The 22748-nt window shown below is 56.4% G+C and carries 20 protein-coding genes and 1 pseudogene; 8 read left to right on the forward strand and 13 right to left on the reverse strand.

Annotated features, from left to right (window positions below):
• The coding region (locus J2D77_RS14160) for an O-methyltransferase (protein WP_407927104.1) at positions 1-382 on the reverse strand (382 nt) is incomplete at its 3' end.
• A 104-nt stretch (positions 383-486) separates the two neighbouring features.
• Between J2D77_RS14160 and J2D77_RS14165 the strand changes: the two genes are divergently transcribed.
• Positions 487-1122, forward strand: a complete 636-nt coding sequence (locus J2D77_RS14165) for a TetR family transcriptional regulator (protein WP_207846968.1) — start codon at positions 487-489, stop codon at positions 1120-1122.
• A gap of 382 nt (positions 1123-1504) precedes the next feature.
• Here the strand turns inward: J2D77_RS14165 and J2D77_RS14170 are convergent.
• Positions 1505-2002 (reverse strand): annotated as a pseudogene (locus J2D77_RS14170) (DDE-type integrase/transposase/recombinase); the annotation flags it as partial.
• A gap of 105 nt (positions 2003-2107) precedes the next feature.
• Here J2D77_RS14170 and J2D77_RS14175 point away from each other — a divergent pair.
• Positions 2108-2320, forward strand: a complete 213-nt coding sequence (locus J2D77_RS14175) for an STN domain-containing protein (RefSeq protein ID WP_207846970.1) — start codon at positions 2108-2110, stop codon at positions 2318-2320.
• Positions 2321-2631: 311 nt separating this feature from the next.
• Here the strand turns inward: J2D77_RS14175 and J2D77_RS14180 are convergent, their stop codons facing one another.
• From J2D77_RS14180 to J2D77_RS14220, 9 genes are read right to left on the reverse strand one after another with little or no spacing between them, the layout of a single operon-like run.
• Positions 2632-4116, reverse strand: a complete 1485-nt coding sequence (locus tag J2D77_RS14180) for a carboxylesterase/lipase family protein (protein ID WP_331000135.1) — start codon at positions 4114-4116, stop codon at positions 2632-2634.
• A gap of 31 nt (positions 4117-4147) precedes the next feature.
• Positions 4148-4942 carry an ABC transporter permease gene (locus J2D77_RS14185; RefSeq protein ID WP_230975826.1) on the reverse strand — a complete coding sequence of 265 codons (795 nt, stop codon included), beginning with the start codon at positions 4940-4942 and terminating at the stop codon, positions 4148-4150.
• The gene (locus tag J2D77_RS14190; RefSeq protein WP_207846972.1) at positions 4939-5793 is read right to left on the reverse strand and encodes an ABC transporter permease; all 855 of its coding nucleotides are present in this window, start codon (positions 5791-5793) and stop codon (positions 4939-4941) included. The genes J2D77_RS14185 and J2D77_RS14190 overlap by 4 nt, the downstream gene beginning before the upstream one ends.
• Positions 5794-5801: 8 nt before the next feature.
• Positions 5802-6878: an ABC transporter ATP-binding protein gene (locus J2D77_RS14195; protein WP_331000134.1), complete on the reverse strand. Its 1077-nt coding sequence runs from the start codon at positions 6876-6878 to the stop codon at positions 5802-5804.
• Positions 6871-7932: an extracellular solute-binding protein gene (locus J2D77_RS14200; RefSeq protein WP_230975828.1), complete on the reverse strand. Its 1062-nt coding sequence runs from the start codon at positions 7930-7932 to the stop codon at positions 6871-6873. The genes J2D77_RS14195 and J2D77_RS14200 overlap by 8 nt, the downstream gene beginning before the upstream one ends.
• A complete protein-coding gene (locus tag J2D77_RS14205) occupies positions 7929-8933 on the reverse strand; it encodes a membrane dipeptidase (protein WP_207846974.1) in 1005 nt (334 codons plus the stop codon). Before J2D77_RS14205 ends, J2D77_RS14200 begins: the two co-directional genes overlap by 4 nt.
• Entirely contained in the window at positions 8930-10387 is a 1458-nt protein-coding gene (locus tag J2D77_RS14210; protein WP_207846975.1) for an NAD(P)-binding domain-containing protein, read from the reverse strand. The genes J2D77_RS14205 and J2D77_RS14210 overlap by 4 nt, the downstream gene beginning before the upstream one ends.
• Complete coding sequence (locus tag J2D77_RS14215) at positions 10374-11351, reverse strand: LysR family transcriptional regulator (RefSeq protein ID WP_207846976.1); 978 nt, start codon at positions 11349-11351, stop codon at positions 10374-10376. The genes J2D77_RS14210 and J2D77_RS14215 overlap by 14 nt, the downstream gene beginning before the upstream one ends.
• Before the next feature lie 6 nt (positions 11352-11357).
• A complete protein-coding gene (locus J2D77_RS14220; RefSeq protein WP_207846977.1) occupies positions 11358-13718 on the reverse strand; it encodes a TonB-dependent receptor in 2361 nt (786 codons plus the stop codon).
• 455 nt (positions 13719-14173) lie between these two features.
• Between J2D77_RS14220 and J2D77_RS14225 the strand changes: the two genes are divergently transcribed.
• The gene (locus J2D77_RS14225; protein ID WP_331000133.1) at positions 14174-14827 is read left to right on the forward strand and encodes a 2-hydroxychromene-2-carboxylate isomerase; all 654 of its coding nucleotides are present in this window, start codon (positions 14174-14176) and stop codon (positions 14825-14827) included.
• Here the strand turns inward: J2D77_RS14225 and J2D77_RS14230 are convergent.
• Positions 14813-15849 (reverse strand): IS3 family transposase gene (locus tag J2D77_RS14230; protein WP_207846978.1). Its coding sequence is split into 2 segments (ribosomal slippage): positions 14813-15678 and positions 15678-15849, totalling 1038 coding nucleotides; the frame shifts between segments, so codons are not numbered across the junction. The two genes, J2D77_RS14225 and J2D77_RS14230, sit on opposite strands and share 15 nt — an antisense overlap.
• A gap of 73 nt (positions 15850-15922) precedes the next feature.
• On the opposite strand from J2D77_RS14230, the gene J2D77_RS14235 reads away from it, so the two are divergent.
• The 5 genes from J2D77_RS14235 (at position 15923) to J2D77_RS14255 (ending at position 22305) form a co-directional block, all read left to right on the forward strand.
• Positions 15923-16165, forward strand: coding sequence for a hypothetical protein (locus J2D77_RS14235; RefSeq protein ID WP_061490032.1), 243 nt, complete (start codon positions 15923-15925; stop codon positions 16163-16165).
• Positions 16166-16672: 507 nt separating this feature from the next.
• Complete coding sequence (locus J2D77_RS14240) at positions 16673-17209, forward strand: sigma-70 family RNA polymerase sigma factor (RefSeq protein ID WP_207846979.1); 537 nt, start codon at positions 16673-16675, stop codon at positions 17207-17209.
• Between the two features lie 78 nt (positions 17210-17287).
• The gene (locus tag J2D77_RS14245) at positions 17288-18286 is read left to right on the forward strand and encodes a FecR family protein (RefSeq protein WP_207846980.1); all 999 of its coding nucleotides are present in this window, start codon (positions 17288-17290) and stop codon (positions 18284-18286) included.
• A gap of 229 nt (positions 18287-18515) precedes the next feature.
• Positions 18516-20987 (forward strand): TonB-dependent siderophore receptor, encoded by a 2472-nt coding sequence (locus J2D77_RS14250; RefSeq protein WP_230975831.1) that lies wholly within the window; start codon positions 18516-18518, stop codon positions 20985-20987.
• Positions 20988-21303: 316 nt separating this feature from the next.
• Complete coding sequence (locus J2D77_RS14255) at positions 21304-22305, forward strand: LysR family transcriptional regulator (RefSeq protein ID WP_207846982.1); 1002 nt, start codon at positions 21304-21306, stop codon at positions 22303-22305.
• On the opposite strand, the gene J2D77_RS14260 is transcribed toward J2D77_RS14255, so the two are convergent.
• Complete coding sequence (locus J2D77_RS14260) at positions 22244-22732, reverse strand: hypothetical protein (RefSeq protein ID WP_207846983.1); 489 nt, start codon at positions 22730-22732, stop codon at positions 22244-22246. The genes J2D77_RS14255 and J2D77_RS14260 overlap by 62 nt on opposite strands.
• Positions 22733-22748 lie beyond the last annotated feature (16 nt).

Consider the following 22748-nt stretch of genomic DNA (forward strand, 5'->3'; position numbering starts at 1 on the left):
CATGCTGCCGCGCACGGACGATCTTGGAAGGTTCGAACTCTGTGGTGATCAGCCTGCCACCCCCATTGTCGCGCAGGGCCGCGGCAAGATGGATTGTCGAGATCCCGAAGGATGTCCCAAACTCCATAATGTGTTGCGCCTTCATAGTGCGGGCCAGCATGTACAGAAGCCTGCCTGTTTCGCGTGAGACAGGAAGCCACAGGTCTTTTGCAAGACCATAGAACTGCACGTAGTCATCCCTACTGCCGACCAGACGCTGCAATTCTTCTGGGGCCAGATTAGAGATGGCAGGGCTCGTGGCTGCGTCCGCCTCGGCGAACAGCCGGTCGAGCAGCGGAGCAACAGGTGAACTCCTCAGAATGGGAGCTTTATCAGGGGTCATAATGTAATCTCTGTTCAGTAACGGGATTGCTGCGCTTTACCTTGCGCACCCCGCAAAAATACGATTGATTCATCGCGTTTCCTATTCGCATTCCTTGGAACACCATGACCGATCACCGCAACCCAAGGATTTCCGTCCGCAAACAGCCCGGCCAGGCGCGTTCGGCCGCACTTGTCGCCACGATTCTGGAAGCGGCTGTTCGTGTTCTGGCCGAGGAAGGCGCCACACGCTTCACCACAGCCCGTGTGGCGGAGAAAGCCGGCGTGAGCATCGGTTCGCTCTACCAGTATTTCCCCAACAAGGCCGCCATCCTGTTCCGGCTCCAGACCGACGAATGGCGTGAGACGACCGCGATGCTGCGCGATACGCTTGAAGATGCCGGCAAACCACCGCTGGCGCGTTTGCGAGTACTGACTCATGCTTTCATCCGTTCGGAATGCGCGGAAGCATCCGTCCGTATAGCACTCGACGATGCCGCTCCCCTCTATCGGGATGCACCAGAAGCCGCAGAAGTGCGACAGGCGGGGACTGAGATCATCGAGCGCTTTATGCGCGAAGTCCTGCCGAACGCCACGAACGACGAGCGCACCCTGGCAGGTGATCTTATCAGGACGACTTTCGGTGCCGTCGGCAAGGCATTCTCGGAAACACCCCGAAGCGATGAAGAAATCGCAGCCTATGCCGACGCCATGGCCGATATGTTCGAAGCGTATCTGCTCCGGCTCTCCGGAAACATCTGATCGGAATCTGTTATCCAGCCGTCGGCCGCTCTACGAGAGTCAGATCACCTTTCGGCTCAGTCAGGCGACGCCCCAAGCCAAACTCACACACATGTGATCTTCGACAAAATTACGCTGGATTACCTTTTCATCTGTTTCCTATGTGTTTCCTGCGGCGTGTTTCGGGCACAAAAACCCGCCTATTTAGGGCGGGTTTATCGTGTTCAATCACGGACTTGTGCCTGGTTGCGGGGGCCTGCGACCGCTGCCATCATAAAACGGGCTTCCCTCTGGTTTCCTTTGCCATGGGCGAGATCGAGGATACCCGTCAACTTGCCGCGTAGGGAGATATGAACCTCGCCTGAACAGCCCCGGTTTTACCGGAGAGCGATTTGTTCAGTAATCAGGCTGCGATATCAAGTCTGCTCTGATCTGCATAGAAGACCCGTTCGGCTTCGGCGGGCGGCCTGTAGCCGATTGGCGCCAGCAGGCATCAGTTATTATACCAGTCCACCAATCTGAGGGTTTTCCATTCGACCTGCGCCATGGATTTCCATGGCCCCAGATGATGGATGACCTCGGCCTTGTATAAACCGTTGATCGTCTCCGCCAGTGCATTGTCGTAGCTGTCACAGACCGTGCCGACCGAGGCGTCGATGTCAGCCAGCGCGGTATATCGGATCGACAGGTATTGTGATCCACGGTCCGAATGATAGATCAGCGCCTTGTTTCCCGCGGGCTTTCGTTGCCAGATGGCCTGTTCAAGGACGTGGAGCACAAACTGGGTGGTCATGGAAGTCGAGACTTTCCAGCCCACGATCCTGCGGGCGAACACATCAATGACGAACGCCACATAGACCATGCCATTCCAGGTCTGGACATAGGTAAAGTCTGAGACCCAGAAATGAGTCTGGGGGCATTTATGGTCGCTCTGGGAGGTGGGAGTACCACGGGGGGCGTCAAGTCGGCCTCTACCGCCCCTACGACAATGCAGAATACAGTGCATGTGGACATACCAGCAGGCTCGCTTGCCAGCGTGTCGCGGCAGTTTGCAGCCACGACCGGCACGAAGCTGGAATATAATTCCCGCATCGCGCAAGATTTGTCGCTGCCGGGCCTGCACGGAGACTTCTCGGTGCAGAGTGGTTTTTCACAAATTTTCGGTCGTCATGGCCTTGCGGTGTTGCAGGGCCGTTCGGGATATTTCACGATCGTATAATAATCTTTTGCTATTATGCTGGGGTCCGATCCGTGTCCAGAATACAGGTATATCCCAGCAGGATCTTGTTGGCGCTGGAAAGGGATATGTTGCAGACAACACGATGGCAGGAAGCGAGACCGATACCAACGTACGCGAAATTTCTGTTTCGATATCCATCGTGACCAGAACCCAAATGGATGATCAGAGAACCCGGACTGTAGACAGGCGGTTCGCTATACATCTGGTGTAGTTGCTGTCCCGTTCGGGCCCCTATCGTTCGGAACAGATAATATGTGGGTGAGAAGGTGCAGCGGCCGGGACGGCCAGGATCAGGGGTGCCACAAGGTTTCCCTGACAGCGAAGGGATCTTTTTTCTGCTGGAGTGCGTGGACTGAAAGAGACAGGATGGTCCGTTCCGAAAGACCATATGACGACCAATGGGAACCATCTGGGAGAACTGGCGTGGGATCGGCGATAAAGCTTCGCCATATCGCATGAACCTGCCTCGCAAACACTTCGTTCAACCCATGATAGCGCTGGGGCAGATTCTCCACATGCATTCCTTCCCGCCACCAGACTTCTGCCAGTTCCGCTCCATGCGCAGCGCCGGTTTCATCTGCCTGGATGTCACCATAGAGATATTTGTAAACAGGCTGGGTCTGACAGAGCAAAGATGCGTACCGTGTCGTCGGGTTTTGAAACACAAGATCACCGGCTATGGCGCGCCACAACCCGATCGGGCTGTGTTCGGGTAACGCCTGCCGGTAGCGTTCGACCATGATCTGCCCGCTTAGTCCTAACGGTCGTACACGCGGGTCCAACAGTGGGGCAAGGGCATTATATGTCAGATGTGGATGCATCCGCGAATGCGTAAGATACTCCGCCGACGTTGTGCCGATCATGACGGGTATGGGGGCTACGCCGCCCATGGTTACAGCCTGCTCGGGAGGATATGGCAGGGTATGAGGGTCGATAACGGGCTGGAAGGGAATGCCCACGACCGTGACGGAGCCGTCGCGGTGCCAGTCATGACTTTCATAGGATTCATCACATATCTGCTTTTGGGCGTTCAGGATATTCGCAATGTCCATCGTTTCCAGCGCAAAGCCCTTCCCTCCCAGACAGGACAGGAACCGTTCTGTCGTCCGCCGGGCGCAATGGATTGGCAGGACGGCGGGCGTCGCGCCGGACTGTATCAACGCGCGGGAAAAAAGTCCGTGCGCCTCGGGCATGGCCATCAGTGTCGCGACGGCGAAGCCACCGGCTGAACGCCCCGCAAGTGTCACACGCGCGGGATCGCCCCCAAAACTGGCGATGTTATCGCGCACCCATTTGAGTGCGCAGATGATATCGAGCAGCCCCCGATTATCCGGTGCCCCATCCAGGTGCAGAAAACCCAGCGCCCCCAATCGATAATTCAGGGTGACTTCCACAATCCCGTTGGCTGCGAAAGCCCCGCTCTGCAGAACAGCCTCATTCGCTGAACCCACGGCATAGCCACCCCCATGAACCCAGACAAGAACAGGTGCCTTGTCATGCGTATCCTGTGTGCGGATATTCAGTGTCAGGCAGTCTTCCCCCGCGTTCAGGGCGGATGTAGCACCCCGTCCCACCGGCCCATAGGTGGGAATCTGAGGGCATACTGGCCCATGGGCCAGAGCGGGACGCACACCCCGCCAGGGCTTGGGTTCCTGCGGCAGGGCAAAGCGCCTGCCGGCTGACAGAGGTGCCGCATAGGGCACCCCCAGAAACGTATGAATTCCATCAATCAGACGGCCTTCAAGACGACCATACTGCGTGCGAACATGTGTCACGTTAACCATATTCCCCGCGTTGTCCCCTGCTCTATCCTGCCAGAGCGCGGCGGATGTCTATGCCGCGTTCAATCACCACCACGGGAATCATGCTGGCCAGGACCACCAGTACAGACAGGGCTGCCACCTGCGGATCTGTCCGGAACTGGATGTAGTGGTAAATTGCGAGCGGCAAGGTTGTGGCGCGATGTCCTGCGATGAACAGGACGATAACGGCCTCGTCAAACGAGAATAAGAAGGCGATCAGTCCCGCTGCAACCAGCGTTGCGCGCAATGCGGGCACCGTCACGCGCCAGAATGTCTGCCACGGTGTGGCCCCATGCAGGCGCGCTGCTTCCTCACACGCGGGGTCCAGCCCTTTCAGCCCGGACAGCACGATCCGCACGACATAGGGCATGGTGATACCTACATGCGCAATAATAAGACCGCTGAGCGTGTCCAGAAGCCCCAGAGGCTGCAATGTCATCATCAACCCCACCGCAAGCACGATATGGGGTACCACCATGGGGGAAAAAAGCAGGGCCTGTATGACGGAACGGCCGGGAAAAACTTTTCGCCCCAATGCCAAAGCCGCCCCTGTGCCCACTGCCAGCGATACCCCGGCCGCCGCCGCCCCCACGAGGAGACTAAGCAGCCCTGCATGCAAAAACGCGGTATTGTGCAGAACCGCGGCGTAAGACCCCAAAGACAGATGTTCGGGAGGGAAACGCAGGTAAGGTCGGGTATCGAACGAAACCACCAGCACGACCACAAGCGGTGCCAGCAGAAAGGCGTACAGGGCGATAATCAGCCCCCTCCAGCACAACAGCCCCAGCGCGCGGTTCAAAACCGTTCCTCCATGCGTTGGAGAATACGCTGGTAGACAGAAATGACGCCTCCGAACAGCAGCAGCAACAGAATGGAGAGTGCCCCTGCTACCTGCCAGTTAAGGGTGAGCGTTGTTTCATTGAAAATTTCTGTGGCGAGCACGAACACCCGCCCTCCCCCCATGAGTTGGGGCGTGACCAGGGAACTGACAGCCAGGACAAAAACCAGCAATGCTGCTGTCATAAGCCCCGGGAGCACCAGCGGCAGGATTACACGTCGGAACACCTGCACGGGTGTCGCCCCCAGCAGGGCGGCCGCCTGTTCGATTTCCGTGTCCAGTCGCCCCAGATTGCTCAGGATGGATATGATGGCATACGGCATCAGGATTTCCGTCAGCGCGATCACTGTTGCCAGGGTGCCGTTGTCCAGCCTGACAGGCATGGCCAGCATCCCGGACCACAACAGCATGTCGTTGATCATGCCATGCCGCCCCAGAATGACCATCCAGCCATAGGTGCGGATGACGGTGGAGGTCAGCAAGGGCGCGATAGCCAGGGCGGCCAGAACCCCACGCCAGCGCGTGGTGGAGCGGGCCAGAAAGAGTGCTATGGGAAAGGCCATGGGCACGGCAAGACACGCCGTCAGCAATCCAAGCCACACAGTTTTCCAGAGCACCCACCAGTAGAAGCTATCCCCCAGCACGTGCTGATAGGCTTGCAGCGTAAAACCGGGAAGCGTCACACCATCGCCGCTTCTGGGCAGAACCGATATCCGCCCCAGCCATACCAGCGGCAGCAGAAACGTTACGGCCAGCGCCAGCAGCCCCGGCGCGAGCAGAAGCCCCCGCAACCAGCGAGGGGGTGCCTGCATGCTCCCGCTCACACCGTATCCTCCGCGACAAGGCGCATATCCCGTGGCAACCATGAAAGCTGGACATCCTGCCCGATGCTCACCCCGGCGGGTAGAGGCGCCCCCTGCTCCACGCACAGACGAAGCTGACCTGCTCTGGCGGCGACAATGTAGCGGTCCCCCGTATAGACAATGTCTTCCACAATTGCAGAGCAGGTGTAAGCATCTGCCTGTGGCGCGCCAAGCTGAACATGGTGGGGGCGTACAAGCAGAATGCCCGGGCCTTCCCACGGCGGGATATCGGCCGGCAGGGGCACCGGGCCCAACCCTTCGACCTCCGTGCTGCCGGAACCGCCATACCGGGCGAACAGAAAATTACTGCGCCCGACAAAGGAGGCGACAAACCGGCTGGCTGGACGGTCATAGATCTCGACAGGTGTTCCAATCTGGCGGACATGCCCGTCAGACATGACGGCCACGACATCCGCGATCGAAAGCGCTTCTTCCTGGTCGTGTGTTACGAATACCGAGGTAATGCCCAGACGACGCTGCAGGCTACGGATTTCATCGCGCATGATGCCCCGCAGCTTGACATCCAGATTGGCCAGAGGTTCGTCCAGCAAAAGGATATCAGGCTCGATAGCAAGGGCGCGAGCCAGGGCCACGCGCTGCCTCTGCCCGCCGGAAAGATCGGCAACCCGCCGGTGTTCCAGTCCCCCCAGATGCATGAGGTCCATCATGTCGCTCACGCGTTTGCGACAGGCGGCATCCTTTATGCCGCGCACCTCCAGCCCGAACGCGATATTGCGGGCGACATCCAGGTGAGGGAACAGGGCATAGGACTGAAACACCATGCCCATGTTGCGTTTGTGCAGTGGCACGCCGATCATGGAACGCCCGCCAACCAGTACCTGCCCTGAATCCGGCGTTGTCAGCCCGGCAAGCATTCTCAGCAACGTGGTCTTGCCACAGCCCGAAGGCCCGAGCAGCGTAAGCATGCGCCCACGTTCCAGTGTAAGGGTGGCATCCGCAACCGCGGGAGTAGTGGAACCCGGATAGGCTTTGCGCAGGTTCTGGACAGTCAGGTAGGACGCGGCATCAACCACTGATAACCTCCCGCTGGATACGCCGTACCCATTCGCTGTAATGCGCGCTGACAAACCGCCAGTCGAGTTGCATGGCCCGCGCTGCGGCCTCCGGCGGTCCTGATATGGCTGACTTCAGGGCCTCGGGCAGCACGACATGGTTGTTGACTGGCCCATAATAGGCTCTTTCCGCAAACGCTGCCTGAACATCGACAGAAAGGGCATGGTCGATAAACGCCTGGGCCAGTTCGCCCTGCGGAGCGCGCGCCGTCAGGTTCAGCGTGTTGATCTGCGCCACACTGCCTTCACGCGGGATAACCGCGGACAGCATCCCCGGATTAGCCTGCGCAATCATGCGCGCGCGTCCGTTCCAGCCCACACCCAGTGCTACGGTTCCAGCCAGCAGAAGGGTATAAATATCCGGCTGGGCGTTCCATGTTGCGACCAATGGCGCGAACCGACGCATTACGGCCAAGCCGGGCTCTATGCTCCGCCGGTAGTCACCGCCTTGCATACGCGTCAGCAAAGGCAGGAGAACGACGCCCCGCGTGTCTTCCACAGGCAGGCAGATCTGATCCGCCAGATCGGGGCGTGCCAGATCGAGCCAGCTACCTGGCGGGGATTTCAAAGCACGTGTATCGTATAAAAGGGTCAGATTATCTGTTGAAAACGCAACACCATACATGCCTTCGGGCCGTCCCCATGGGGGGATTGCCGCAAGGCTGGGCATGGCCTGCTCCGCCAGCGGTGCCAGAAGATTTTCCGCCGTCGCCAGAAAGGAGATCGAGATATCGGTAATGGCCACATCGATCTGGGGGGCTTGGCGTTCCAGTCGCAACATGGCCAGCATCTGGGCGGAATTCATGGCCGGTCTGTAAACAACCCTGACATCTGGCCGCTTGCGCTCAAACGTATCCATGACAACCGTGCGAAAAATACTCTGAAACGGGCCCGCGAAACCCGCCACCGTCAGCACGGTCGTGGCGTCTGCGCGGGCACCCGTCGCGAGCGTGGAGCCCGCTGCCGTAGCCCCGAGCAGAAAACCGCGCCGGTTCAGGAGGCGTGGCGCATTCATGTTTCTGTCGTCCATGTCGCGCGGAAAATACGGAGCCAGTTTTCTCCGAGAATTTTCGTGATCCGCGTTTCCGACCAGCCGCGGCGGAGCATGGCTGGCGCAAGGTTGGGTGTTTCGGCAATTGTTGCGATCCCCGCCGGTTTGCGGATAACCGTCTGGGCGAAATTGGTCAGTTGCCGGGCATAGCCCTTGTCCCGGTTCGCCCAGACCTGCCACGGACCGGGCCGGGGGTGACCCGTGCTGAAATCCGTGCCGATAGCCACGTGATCTTCCCCCACAAGGTTGAGAACATAGGCCATGGCGTCCAGATAATCTTCTATCGTGGCGTCGTTGCCGGCTTTCAGGCCCGGCGCGAACAGGCTGAGACCGATGACCCCGCCCTTGGCCGCGCAGGCCTTGAACAGATCGTCGGACTTGTTACGTTTGACATCATGCAACGCCCGGGGCAGCACATGGGAAATGCAGACCGGTTTGCTCGAATGCGCGATGACCTCTGCCGCGGTAAGGTCACCAACATGGCTGAGGTCGCACAGCACACCATGGCGGTTCATTTCGGCAATGACTTCACGGCCAAAACCCGTCAAGCCGCTGTCGCGTAGTTCCAGATATCCCGCGCCGGAATAGTTCTGTGTATTGTAGGTCAACTGCATGATGTTGACGCCAAGAAGCTTGAACAGCCGGATGTAGTCCAGCCTGTCTTCCAGGGGCGAGGTATTCTGCCAGCCAATGCTGATACCCGTCCGCTGTGTGTGCTTGGCCGTTTCAATGTCGTCCACCGTACGGACGGGCATGATCAGATCCGCATTATCCGCGAAAAGCTGTTCCCATGTGCGGATATACGCCATGCCTTCACTGAAGTTTTCCCACAGGAGAGAGGCCGCATTCACCATGGTCAGGCCGGCAGCACGCATTTCCTCGAAAACAGGCCGACTCCACGCGCAGGTCTGAAGACCGTCGATTACCACGCTGTTGCCGTAGAGAACCTGTGCATCCCGTGTCATGGTGTTGCCTCCTTTTTATTGCTGGTCGTTACAACCTGTTCAGGCGACCATTCGTTACCAAGCAGTTCTGAGCGGCTGTATTCACTGAACTGTGTCAGGACGATCTGTGCATCTTCGCGCAGCAGGGATGAGACAACGCCGCGCGCGAGACGCTGGGCTGCTTCGGTCAGCCCGGGGGCACCGCTGGTCAGTTTACCGTGGCTGAGTGTTGCATCGAAACTGAACGCGTAAACGTGCGAAAGATTAAGAGCATGTTGGTGGTTCTTGGCCCTGAATGAAAAATCGTCGGCCAGATCGGGCAGTGCGGCTAGCCCTGGGCAGTTTTCACCCAAGGCCGGGGTAAAGCTGTCCCGCCACAGGCGGATCAGGGGGGCAAGGCGGTGCAGTTCGGGTCTTTTATCCAATGCGCAGGCAAACCCGGTTGCGAAAATAAGGTAGTCCAGTTCCACCTCGTCATGGGGGGTGCGCACGACCAGCCCGTCGGAGCGTTCTCGTGCGTCCACTATGGGGCTGCCCAGATGCATGCGGGCGTTGGCATGACGGAAGACGCGTAAAACGCTTTCACGCGGGGCAGGAACCGGAAAATCATATCCCGATCGCATGATTTTCCATTTAACTTCATCGGGAAGTGTCACATAGCCGACAATCAGCCCCTCATGACTGATCCCGCTGAACTTGTCGATATCTGGCAGGCATTCACGCCTTACAAACAGATCAACCGCGCTGGCTCCTGCCTCCAGCGCGGTTGCCGCATTATCCATGGCGGAAGATCCCGCTCCGACGACACCAACCCGCTTGCCCTGCAGGGCTTCGAAATCGATCGGATCAGAAGAATGTGCATACAAACGCCGGGGAATTTTGCTGGCTACAGGTGGCAGGGCCGGCTGGCCAAGTCCGTCAATTCCGGTGGCGATCACTACCCGGCGGGTGGTCAGCGGCGCAGGATTGCCCGTGACCGAGACCGCAATCAGTCCATTATCACAAAAGGCAATATCCGTGACGTCAGTCTGATTACGTACAGGCAAGGCAAGAACCTTGCGATACCAGCACAGATACGCCATCCACAGAGGTGTCGGAATTTTATCCAGCTCGTTCCAGGCATCTATTCCATACTGTGCGCTGAACCATGCCCGGAATGTCAGGGCGGGAACACCGAGTGCGGGCCCCACGGCGGTTTTGGGGGTCCGGAGGGTGCGCATGCGCGCGTAATTCAGCCACGGACCTTCGCGCCCCCGCTCTGCTCGGTCGAGGCACAGTACGGATGTCACGCCCTGAAACTGCAGCGCCGCCGTGGCGGCAAGTCCCAGCATGCCACCACCGATGACAATAACATCATAATCCGGTGCGCCTTCGCCGCTTTTGCGCGATACCCAGGGGCGGGCGGGAAGATTCAGTTCTTCCAGTTCGCCCCTCAGCCGCTCTTCCAGCCCGACCAGTCCATTATTTTGAGCCAAGGGCTTTGTCCTCCGTGCCTGCTCTGAACAGCCGCTTTTGAAGTGTTTCCAGGTCTTCAGGCGGATGACGGGAAAAACCCGGAATCAGGTCTTGTGCAAGTTGGCCGATGCTTTCGATCAGACGTTCGACCTCTATGTTCAGTGGCCTGAAAACAGGCGTCAGCACACTCCAGACCCAAGGTATTATTTCGGCCAGGGGTCGCACAACCGTGCCCTGCACGGGAATACCATAGGCCGTGACCGGTTCGACCAGGGCAATGCCCAGATTTTCCCGTGCCGCCAGAACCGCGGTCAGGGATGTGTTGGTTTCAAGCCGGGCCTGGGTGCTGACGCCGCTGGACTTCAACGCCGCATCGACCACACCTCTGAGCCGGAAGGGGTTGGCCACAGTCAGCACCTGCCTGTTGTACAGGTGCTTGAGCGAAATGATGGCTTCTCCTGCCAACGGATCGTGTTCGGACAGGACCGCCACGCAGGGGGCTTCCCCGATCCAGTGCAGATGCACGTTTTCATGTTCCAGAGGCAGTGTGGCCAGCCCGAGATCAATGCCGCCATCAGCCACGGCGTGGCATACGCTTTCCGATGTCATGGCTGTCAGCGTCGTGGTGATGTCAGCATCCATCCGGGCTATCGCCCTTGGCACAATCCCGCTTGCAAGGGCGGGCGTCGCCCCAACCGTGATCCGCCTGCGGCCCGCGCCACTGGCAATTTCGCGCACCTTGTCCTCGATCGAGCGCAAGCCGATAAAAGAACGCCGGACTTCCTCATAAAGCAGCATAGCGTCTTCGGTCGCCCTGATACGCGTACCCGACCGCTGGAACAGCGTCAGGCCCGTGGCCTGTTCCAGTTCGAGTATCAGACGACTGACAGCGGACTGCGTTCTTTCAAGATATTTTGCAGCCCCTGTCATGCTGCCGATGGATACGACAGCATGAAACGCCTCGATTTGCCGCATTGTGAGCATAAGAGATCAAAAACCCGTGCTAATTCCAACAACAGTCGCAAATCCACCACCCAGGTAATAGGCCGGCGCGCTTCCTGCTATGGATGTACCATAGATGCCCCGGGTTGTCTTGGCGTTGGTTTTTGCCGTGTAGATACCCGACAGGTAATTGCTGTCCCCCACATTGATCAGGTTCACCATAATCTGCGGGCTACGCAGGAAGCCGATGGATTTCATGCGGTAGCCAAGCGTGATGTTGGCGGTCTTGTAGGCAGGAATGCTCTCGTCATCCATGAATGTGGAATACTGGGAATCAACATAGTTGAAGTATACATTCCCGAAAAAGCGCCCGTCATCATAGGACACACCGATTGATGCCGTGAACTTGGGGCTCATGATGGCGGTTTTACCCTTGGTCGGCAGGTAGTCATTCCCGACTGCGATATTGTTATCGAGGGTGGCATGCAGATACTGCCCCGACACATACGGGCTGAAATGGTGCCATGGCCGCAGGGCAATTTCAGCCTGCGCGCCCCGGGTTGTCTGGCCACCGGCATTGATGAAGTTCGTGGTCAATGCACCATCCACATAAACCGAACTGGAGACCTGCCGGTTCGTAAAATTATAGTTGAACAACCCGACAGAAATATTGACCAGTCCCGTGTGCCTGAAGCCCAGTTCCTCGCTGATCGCATATTCGTTCTTAAGGTCGGTCCGTCCCCGGGTGGCAAGCTTGCCGGTGGACATATTGAAAGCGTCAAAATACGGCACGTCCGACGCCGGGGCGTGGAAGCCGGTCGATGCATTGAAGAAGACCGTATCCTGCGGTGTAATTTTGTAACTTACAGACATGCGCGGCAAGGGCGTCGCCGTGTTGGTAGACCAATGATACGTCGACCCCGGGATAGCGTTGGTGCCCGAGCGGGACATGAGCACTTCCTTGAAACCGCCCGTGATATCAAGGCGGTTGTTCAGCAGGGAAAGCGTGTCCTCGATATAAAAGCCGTTTACCTGCTGCATCAGATGGAAATTCTTTGTCGCAAGCACAGCCCCGGATTGCGTGTGAATGGTGCCGTCCATAATGTTGCCCGCACTGCTGACAGGAGCATAATCGTACAGGGAATTCTTGTTCAGATTCCCATACCAGTAGCCCACGCGCAGCGTATTGATACCCGTGTGCAGTGCAAGATTGCCAGTAAACCCTGTATTATAACTGTTGGAACCGGCCAGGGCGGCAACGGCGGCACTGCCATTGTAAACTGTAGGGAAATCAATTGCCCCGGCAGACTGGTTTCCATAATAGATGTTGCCAGGGCTCAACGTCGTAGCACTGGGCACGGACCCGCTCATCCACTGATAATACGGCGTGAGATCAGCACTCAGGCTGTTCGTCAGCTTGAAGTGCGTGGGCACGCTGAGCATGAGCGACGTACGATCGTACTGGAATTCACGGTAATAGTCCGTAGACCCGGGCTTATAGCTGCCCGCATAATTGTAGGACCGGCCATATTGCTGCCACTGCGCCAATGACAGATAACGTGTGGGAGATTCATCCACTGTGTTCCACGTAAACACGGCGGCGGTATGGCTCCCTTCTCCCCAGCTTTTGGTCAGCTTGGCATCCACATGGTAGCGGCGGTTCGTGCCGGGACCACGCCAGTTGTTGTTGCGGGTGTAGGATCCCGAAACAAATGCGTAGATTCCTGAATGACCAAGTTCTCCAGTGTCGAAGCGCAGGAAGTCCTTGTTCGTGGCATGTGTCCCACCACTTAGTTCCAGAAAGCCGCCACGTTTGCTCGACGGGTTCCGAAGCTCCGCCGAAATCTGCCCGCCTACCGCACTGTAGGACGGGGTCGCGATGTCACTGCTGCCCTGTGTCAGGTCAATACGGGAGATGTTTTCCGTATCCGCCCATTCCGAAGTATCCGCAATGCCATAGACAGGATCGCCCGCCGGCATGCCTTCAAAAACAAGTCCGAGTTCAGTGACGTCCATGCCTCGCACGCTGATACCGGCATGGTCCGATAGTCCCAGGGGGTCTGCGCCGCCGACGACCGCACCGGGTGACATCTGTAAAAGGCTCAAGGCATTGGAGGTCTGGGCCTGCTTGGCAATGAAATCGCGCGTTACGCCACTTTGCAGGTGCGGAGTCGTCTGCGGCGGCAAAAGCCCGCCCCCAGCGGTAGTATTGCTGACCCCGTCCGGCGCGCGCGTAAAGACCACATCCAGTTCTTCTCGCTGACGTGCGCTGATCGGGCCAGTGCGCGTCTTCTTGTTGGCATCCGATGGTGCACCAGATCGTGTCAGCGCGGGCTTATGCGCCTGCGCCGCCTTGTTCGAAAGGGGCTTTTTCGGGGCCGGCGTGGTCGCCAGTGCTGTCGAGCTCATGCACGTGAGGACAAACGCTACCGGAATGAAACGCATTTTCGTGATCACGAAAACCATGACGAGAGCTCCAAACCACAGCGATTTGCCGTAGTTATATAAATAAACGAACCAGATGCGTTACTCGTTATATGATATTTGAGAATGACATTGCAATAGGAATTCTATAATATCATCACATAGACCCTCTGCAGGCAACCAAGCGCTCAAGATTCAAGGGAAAGGAATGGAAAAATATTAAATATTACCCTTAAATATCATATGGTTGTTATTTTTTATAACTAAACAGCGTGGTGATTTGCAGGCCGAGAAGTTGGCCAAAAATAACACGATAAAATTAATTATTCATCGCATGAATGGTTATAATTTTGATCTTAATTAAAAAATAAACGAACGTTCGCAGTTGTTTTTTGGTTGGGGCATCCAACCCTATCTTCCGTAGCGAAAGGGCATCACCAGTGAACAAAATCGACGCACCGCTCGTGGTCGAAGCATTTTACGGCATCTCCTCTCCCTGGGCGTATCTAGGTTTTCCCCGGCTAAGAGAGATTGTGGCGAAAGAAGGGGCCCGTTTAGTCCTGCGTCCTATCCGTATTATTCAAGCCAATGGGGGAATTCCCCTGAGAACGCGCCCCGTCGCCCGTCAGGCGTATCATCGTGTGGAATTGCTTCGGTGGCGTGAGTTTTTACGGCTTCCGTTGAATTTGGAGCCAAAATTTTATCCATGTCGGACTATAGAACCTGCCGCACGGTTGGTTATTGCAGCAGATCGTCAGGGCTTCGATGGAGCTGCGCTCTCGTGGGGGATTCAATCGGCACTCTGGTCCGAAGACAGAGATATTGCCGATCCCGCGACTCTCTGCTCGCTGGTGGAGGAATGCATCGGAACCGACGGGAAAGCTCTTATGGCGACATCAGACACGCCCGAAGTCATGGGGGCGTGGCTGGATAACCTTCAGGACGCCGAGCGTCTCGGCATTTTCGGTACTCCCACTTACGTTTTCGACAATGAATTATTCTGGGGACAAGATCGTCTGGATTTTTTGGAACGTAAATTACAGAGCGTAAAAAATTTTGACCCTGCGCCGAACGTGCCCTCAGTTTTGAGTTAGGGTCTGTGGGTTGCTGTATGCGTTGCCGGTGTGTTGAGCGAAAGCCTCTGGTGTCATGCCATTGAGGCTGGTGTGGGGCCTGACGGCGTTGTAGTCGGCTCGCCAGTCGTCGATGACCGTCCGAGCATGGCTGATGTTGCGGAACAGATGCTCGTTGAGGCATTCGTCGCTGAACCGCCCGTTGAAACTCTCGACGAACCCGTTCTGCTGCGGCTTTCCCGGTGCGATATAGTGCCACAGCACCGACCGCTTTTCATGCCAGGCCAGGATCGCATTCGAAGTCATCTCGGTACCGTTGTCACTGACGATCATCAGCGGCCAGCCGCGATGTTCCCCGATCCGGTCTAGTTCGCGGCCGAGCCGTTCGCCTGACAACGACGTATCCGCCACCAGCGCGAGGCATTCGCGCGTGTAGTCGTCCACCACCGTCAGCACGCGGAACCGCCGTCCGTTGTTCAGCGCGTCCGAGACGAAATCCCGGCTCCAGCGCTGGTTCGGCCCGTCGGGCAGCATCATCGGCGAGCGCGTGCCCAGTGCCCGTTTCCGGCCGCCACGCTTGCGGACCGACAGCCCTTCCTCGCGATACAGCCGGCACAGCTTCTTGTGGTTCATTGCTAGCCCCTCCCGGTCGAGCAGGATATGCAGGCGCCGATAGCCAAATCGCCATTGCTCCGCAGCCAGTTTGCGCAGCCGCCCCCGCACTGCGGCATCATCCGGGCGGCGTGACGCATAGCGCCACGTCTTCGGGTCCATGCCAATGAGCCGGCAGGCCCGTCGCTGCGAATAGTCTTTCGCCCGGATCGCCCAGGCCACGGCGTCTCGCCGCAAACCGGGCGTCACGAGTTTTTTACCAGCAGTTCCTTCAGCGTCGAGACGTCCATCACGCCGTATTTCGACCGCCAGGTGTAAAATGTCGCATCGCTGATCCCGTGCTTGCGGCACGAATCGGCCGCCGACGCACCCGCCTGCTGCTCTTTCAGTATCCCGATGATCTGTTCCTGGGTGAAACGCGCTTTCTTCATCGTCCGTCTCCAATGGACAGACCTTACTTCAAATCGAGGGCATTTCAGGGGGCAAGAAGGCTCTCCTTGCCCTTTGGCATTTCTGGCCACTGACGTTGCTAAACAGGAAGGCGAGATACGAGAAACTTATACGCAGGTCTATAAAGATATCGTCGACAAAGTCGGCGCACTTCCCACCATCAAAGATACAGATAGCGCTCTTGCCATTAGCGCGCTCATGATCGGAGGCGTAGCGGTTGCTCGCGCACTCAATGATGACGAACTTTCTCGTGACCTCTTAAAGTCGTGCCGTAAATTTGTGGAAGCTTTCATCTGACCGCAAAGAGACGGAGGTCTAGTGCTCTCGGGCCTCGGAACGATTCCAGACGATTGATCTTAAGGATCATCATCCCGATTCTCGCCCTTCCCTACCCTCCCGTGTCACGCCCCGCGCGTCCGGACACTACGCGAGATTTCTCTACCGACTGATTCCTAAACGCCAAAAGGCCGCTTGCGCGGCCTTTTAAGGTATTGATTTTGTTTGTGGATTTTGGTTGCGGGGGCACGGTCTGGCCGATACCGACATTCGTTGGAGATCGCAATTTGATCCCTTGTCTCAGAATATTAAGCACGAACCACTGCCGACACACAGCGCCGGTCATTGGGACGAACGACCTTCCTGTTTTTATAGAGCCGCCAGATCGCTACCTGCCATGCCCAAAAAACCGATCCATAACCCAGACTGCTCCCTCTCTTTCCTTGAAATTGAGAGCCATTCTTAATATTGTTTGTCGTGCTTTGGGAGGTCAGATTCGATTTCGGTGAGCACCTGGAACAGGATGCCGTGGCAAGCAACGAGACAATTCTTTCGATCTATCTGGACAACAGGCCCCGCTTTCTGAATCTCGCGGCCAGGATTGTTGGTTCCCGCTCAAAAGCGGAGGACATCGTGCAGGATGCCTTCGTCAACGTGTCCCAAGCTGTCGGTAGCGGCACAGTCATCATCAGTCCGCTTTCCTACTTCACACAAATTGTCCGCCGCCTTGCCCTGGATCATATCAAGTCAGGTAAGGTCCGATTTGAAGAAACGCGCAGCGAACAAATTCTTGCAGCACTTTCAACTGATTACAGAACCCCCGAAGATTCGTCTGTCTCACGGTCGCAGCTTGTTGTTATTGCGACCGTTCTGGACAAGCTGCCTCCCCGTACCCGCATAGCGTTCGAAATGCAGCGATTTGGCGGGTATAAACTGCGCGAAATCGCCGAAACTATGGATATATCCATAGGTCGGACGGCCCAATTGATTGCCGACGCATTCAAGGAATGCAAAGCGGCTCTGGACGAACAGGCGGTTTCAACCGAGAAAGACCGCGCTCCTTGAAAACAGGACATCTGGCTCGTCACCTTATAAGGAGCGCTGCACGAACGCGGCGCAAGATCATTCTTCAATGTGGATCTTATGAACACATCCCCGACCGACGATGATTCACAGGCGGTCTCGGAGGCTACCGATCTCCTCGTTCTTCTCGTGGATGATCCGACCAATGCATCGCTGCATGCCAAAATCCAGAAATGGCGGAAAGCAAAGCCCGCGCATGATGCGGCATGGCTGAGCATGGTCGATATCTGGCATCTGACCGGGGATATAGGGCCAGTCGCTCTCCCCCTTGATACCTCGACTGATAGTCAGATTAGCATAGGATTACCGAAGTCTCCGGCATCACCGCGTCGCCGCGCCATATTTCTGGCGAGCGCCTTGTGCATGATCGGTCTCGGTTTCCTGTTTGGTGATGATATCCGTCTTTCTCTTATGTCGGACTATCGAACTGGAACGGCTGAAAACCGGATTATCCAGTTACCCGACGGCAGCACGGCAACACTCGGCGCGCGCTCGGCCATTGCTCTACGCTATACGCCCCAAGCGAGGCAGGTCCAAGTGCTGGCCGGTGAGGTTTTTTTCAGTGTCCGCCACGATGACGCCCATCCCTTCACTGCCATCGCAGGTGGGGCAACCGTGCGCGATATAGGAACGCGCTTCGACATCGACAAAGAGAAAGATCGGATCGTAGTCGCTGTGAACGAAGGCAACGTCGGTCTCACCTACGGCACTGCAGCCCCCTCTCCTGAACGACACATGACAGCAGGGGACGTCATCTCGATCGACCTGCGGTCCAGGACTATGACAACATCCCGCATGGACCCCGGCGAGATCGGCTCGTGGCAACAGAAACGCCTGACTGTCAGCGACGCAAGTGTTCACTCCGTCGTGGAAACGTTCCGCCGCTATTATCCTGGGATCATCGTCTCCTACGGCGAAGACCTCAATGCGTCCCATGTCGCCGGAACATACGATCTGACGGATATACCGGGCGCGCTTCGGGCTGTCGCTGCACCAACGCATGTCGCCGTTCGGGAAGTTGGCTCCCACTTTCTGCTCATTGGCGGAAAGCTGTTTTAATCCCGATGACCGAACGAAGCCTGCCCCATCCTGTTCTCGATAGCCATCGGATACCCCACTTTTTTCGCGCAAGCCCCCTATAAAAACGCCTTCCTCATTCTTCTCATAATTAGGCGAATGCGAAGCGTTCGCATGAAATGCGGCGAAGAACGAGAAGGAGCGGTTGACAAGGATGTCACCCAACGAACCAAGAGCCACGTGTCACGCGCGGCGTTTTCGGCACTATCTGATGATCGGCATCGCGCAGGTCGCGTTATCGCAGGGGACTCCTTCTTTGGCAGCGGCGGAGGATGCGCCGCGACAAAGTGCCGAAATCAAAAGTTTCCATATTCCGGCGCAGCCGCTCTCCAGCGCGCTGGCAGCCTTCGGGCTGCAGTCCGGCCGACAAACATCTTATGATCCCGCCATTGCGAGAAATGTCCAAACCAGTGGTGTGTCCGGCGCGATGACGCCAGAAGCCGCTCTTTCCTCACTGCTTAATGGGACGCCTGTACAGTTCCATAGACTGAATGCTCACACGCTCGTCCTCGAACGAAAGAATGCTACCAACATCACGCTCGGCCCTGTCCGTGTGGGTGGCACTGTTGCGCACCAAGACCCAACCGGACCCGGTGTTGGTTACGTTGCTGAAAACACTATGGCGGGGACAAAGACTGATACTTCTATTACGGAAATTCCCAACTCTGTATATGTGATTACCAAGCAGTTAATGGTGGATCAGCAACCACAGAATGTTGCGGAGGCACTACGTTATATGCCCGGGGTATATGCGGAACAGGGAGGGACTACAGGTAATGGTGCTGCTCAAGCCAACGGTGGTGGCACGATTGTCCAACGAGGCTTCACCTCGTCTCAATTCATTGATGGTCTTATGGCGCATTCTGCAGCCGCTGGTGAAACTAGCTTTTTGGACAGAATTGAAGTTGTAAATGGACCCGCATCCGTGATGTATGGGCAAGTGACTCCCGGAGGAATGATCGGGATGACCTTAAAAAAGCCTACCAACACCCCGCTTCATCAAGTTTCAGTCGGCTTCGGAAACTGGGGACGTTATGAAGCTACGGTCGATGTCAGCGACAAGATAACAAAATCGGGTAATGTTCGATATCGTATTGCTGCCATTGGTGTTACTCAAGGAACACAAACGGACCATGTGGATTACCACAGAGTTGGTGTGCTTCCATCCATCACATGGGATATTGATCGCAATACAAATCTCACGCTTCTAGGTTCTTATATGTATACGCCCGGGGATGGTCTTGGCGCATACTACCCAGCACTGGGAACTCTTGTATCCAACGGAGAAGGGCGGATTGCCCGGCATACATTTTTGGGGACTCCCAATTGGAACACTAGTGGCGAAAAAGACGCTATGTTTGAATATCAATTTAGCCATAAATTCAATAAGTTCATCAACTTTAATCAAACATTCCGTTGGGAGAAATCCCAAAGAACAAGCAAAACATCTTATTTTGACTACATGTACAGTAAAGACGAAATCGCCATTCAGCCGTGGAATCAGTGGTCAGGGAGCACTCAGGCTGCGCTTGACACTCGGTTGCTTGGAAAATTCAAGACAGGTCCGGTCCAGCATACTTGGGTAGTCGGATCGGATTTTAGACAATACAATTATACCCTCGGTGACGATTTTGACTTTGCAAGCGAGCCAATAGTTAATGTGTACAACCCTCAACCAAACTACAAACCATGCTTTAATGCGAATTCAGCAGATTGTTATTTAGTACAAGGGAAAAATAATTACGGATATTTTCAAGAGGGAGTTTATTTTCGAGACCAAATTAAGTGGAGAGGGCTATCTGTAATTCTTGGCGGACGCGAAGATTGGGTAAACTATAGTGCTCATAGCTCAACAATATATCCAGGAAAAAATATTACAAAAGACACAGCTCCGCAACCTCAGACAGCCTTCACATGGAGAGCCGGAGTTGTATACAACTCCGATATCGGACTCTCGCCTTACTTTAGCTACTCAACGTCGTTCATACCACAGACGGGCACCAATTGGCTAGGTCAACCATTTTCACCCTTGACGGGTAAGCAGATGGAAGCTGGTTTAAAATATAAAGTCCCTGGGAAGGATATTCTTATTACAGGGTCGGCTTTTCATATATTAGAGAATCACTACTTAATATCAGACTTAGCTCACAATAGTAGCGAAGATGCAGGGACAGTTAAATCTCAAGGATTTGAGATGTCCGCGAATGCAAACATAACAAGAAATATAAAATTTGTAGGATCATATACGTATGAGGATGTTCGTTACGCGAATAGCAATTTGACTGCTCGGAAATACGATCCTGTTGCGATGTCGTATGTAGGAACGGCTATCAGCGAATCTGGCAAGTTCGTTCAGATGGTACCTCGGAATATGTTTAACGCATTTGTGGATTATACATTTAAGAACTCATATATGAATGGGTTCGGAATTAATAGAGGTATCCGATATATAGGCTTTACATATTCCACAGCAGTTGAGTCTTATAAAGTTCCAGCGTTCATGCTTTTCGATATTGGTGCACATTATTATTTCGCTGCATCCATTCCGTCTCTTAAAGGACTGAAAGCACAGTTGGCAATTTCCAACCTCACAAACAAATATTATGTTACGAGCTGTCAATCCTATCAATGTGAGCTAGGGCAGGGCCGAAAAGTTTATGGTAATCTCACGTATAATTGGTAAAATTTTACCGCCCGCAACTGCACCGACTTTCTTCCTTTAAAATCAGTGTGTTGCCCCTCGTCTCGAGGCCAAATTCGAGGGGCCGCCTCGCTGCAAGATGCGTGGGTTGCCCCTGGCAACATTCGGGGGGCGAGCCATGCCAAACTCATCGGGTGGCACCGTGCAACATGCGTAGTGCGTTCCTGCAACATCCATGAAGCCGATGCCCTGACATTTTTCTTCCGGAACATGCCCAGGTATTGGCCTCTTCTGTACGACGGAATACGAAAATGCCCGTTGTGATCTCCTTTTATCTCCCTTTTTCCGGCTCCGTCTCATGACTGACCCCGACACGCCGTTGCCCGGCGTCCCCGGCCCGTCCGGTCCCCTGACACGAGACCGGCTCTACCATCTTCTGGCGACTGGCCATATCGCGCTGCCCGCCCTGGTGCAGGCGCTGGTCGTCGCCGAACAACTCAACTTCCACCGTGCCGCCGAGATCCTGGGCATCAGCCAGTCCATGATCAGTTCCCGCCTGATGGTGCTGGAAGAAGCTCTCGGGGTGACACTGTTCGAGCGTCGCCGCTTCCAGTCCCTGCGCCTCACCCTGCATGGCCGGGCCTTTCTCGACCTGATTGCCCCGGCGCTACTCCAGATTGGCCGCGCGCTGGGCACAACGGACCTGGGCCGCGATGATCGCCGTGAAGTGCTGTGCATCGGCCTGCAATCGCCGATTGTCACGGGTGCGCTGGCCGACCTGCTGCGCACCTTTCATACCTCTTTTCCCGAGATCGCCTTTCGTCCGCAGGAGACCTCCCCGCAGGACGTGCTGGGCGATCTCCGCGCCCGGCGCGTGGATGTGCTGTTTGCCCCCGATTTCCTGTTCACGGAAGCCCCTCTGCACGACTTCCTCGAAACCTGCCCGCTCTGGACCGAGGAAATGGTCATCGCCCTGCCGCTGGATGATCCGCTGGCGACGCAGAACCGTGTGGGGTGGGCCGATCTCACGGGGCGGAAGTTCCTGACCCGCACCGATGGCATCAGCACAGGGCTGATGGAACTGGCGGACCGTTATCTACGTGATGTGGATGTGCCCCATGCAATCGAGACGCTGCGTGTCGGGCGGGATACGCTGATGGTGCTGGTGTCACTCGGTCTGGGCGTCGCGCTGACTACGCAATCGGCGCAGGGCCTGGCACTTGAGGGGCTGGTATACCGCCCGATCGGGGAAGAGCCCGTGATCCTGCCCTTTTACGCCGCGTGGTCACGGCACAACGTCACTCCACCCCTGACGGCCCTGCTTCGTCTGGCCCGCCAGATGGCCCCGCAGGCGGATTGACCGCGCGGTGTTCCCGAAACGCCGCAATATCGCGACTGCGTTCCTTGAGGAAACGGTCCCGTGTCGCGAGATTACGCAGCAGGACGGTCAGGAAATTCTGATACCGCTCGCGTCCGCGCGCCTTCGCGGCTTCCTGGGCATCTGGTGGCAGAGGAAGCTGGGCGTTCATCCATGCCCGCACATAGAGCGCCAGCGTTTCCCCCAGAATGGACAGATCCTCGTCCATGCCATCCATCTGTCGGGAGAGATGATCGAGACGCCGGATGAGTGCTGCTTCCCGCTGCCCCGCGTCATCGCCCGTGAGAAAGGACTGCACGGCCATCTCGACCACGGCGGATTTCGACACCTTCTGCCGGGCGGCCAGAAGGGAGACCTCGTTCAGCAGACCGGTCTCGAAATACACATTCATGCGACGACGGACAGGCATCACGACCTCCGGGATT

The organism is Acetobacter garciniae (genome assembly GCF_017377735.1).
In the GTDB taxonomy this organism is placed as follows: Bacteria; Pseudomonadota; Alphaproteobacteria; order Acetobacterales; family Acetobacteraceae; genus Acetobacter; species Acetobacter garciniae.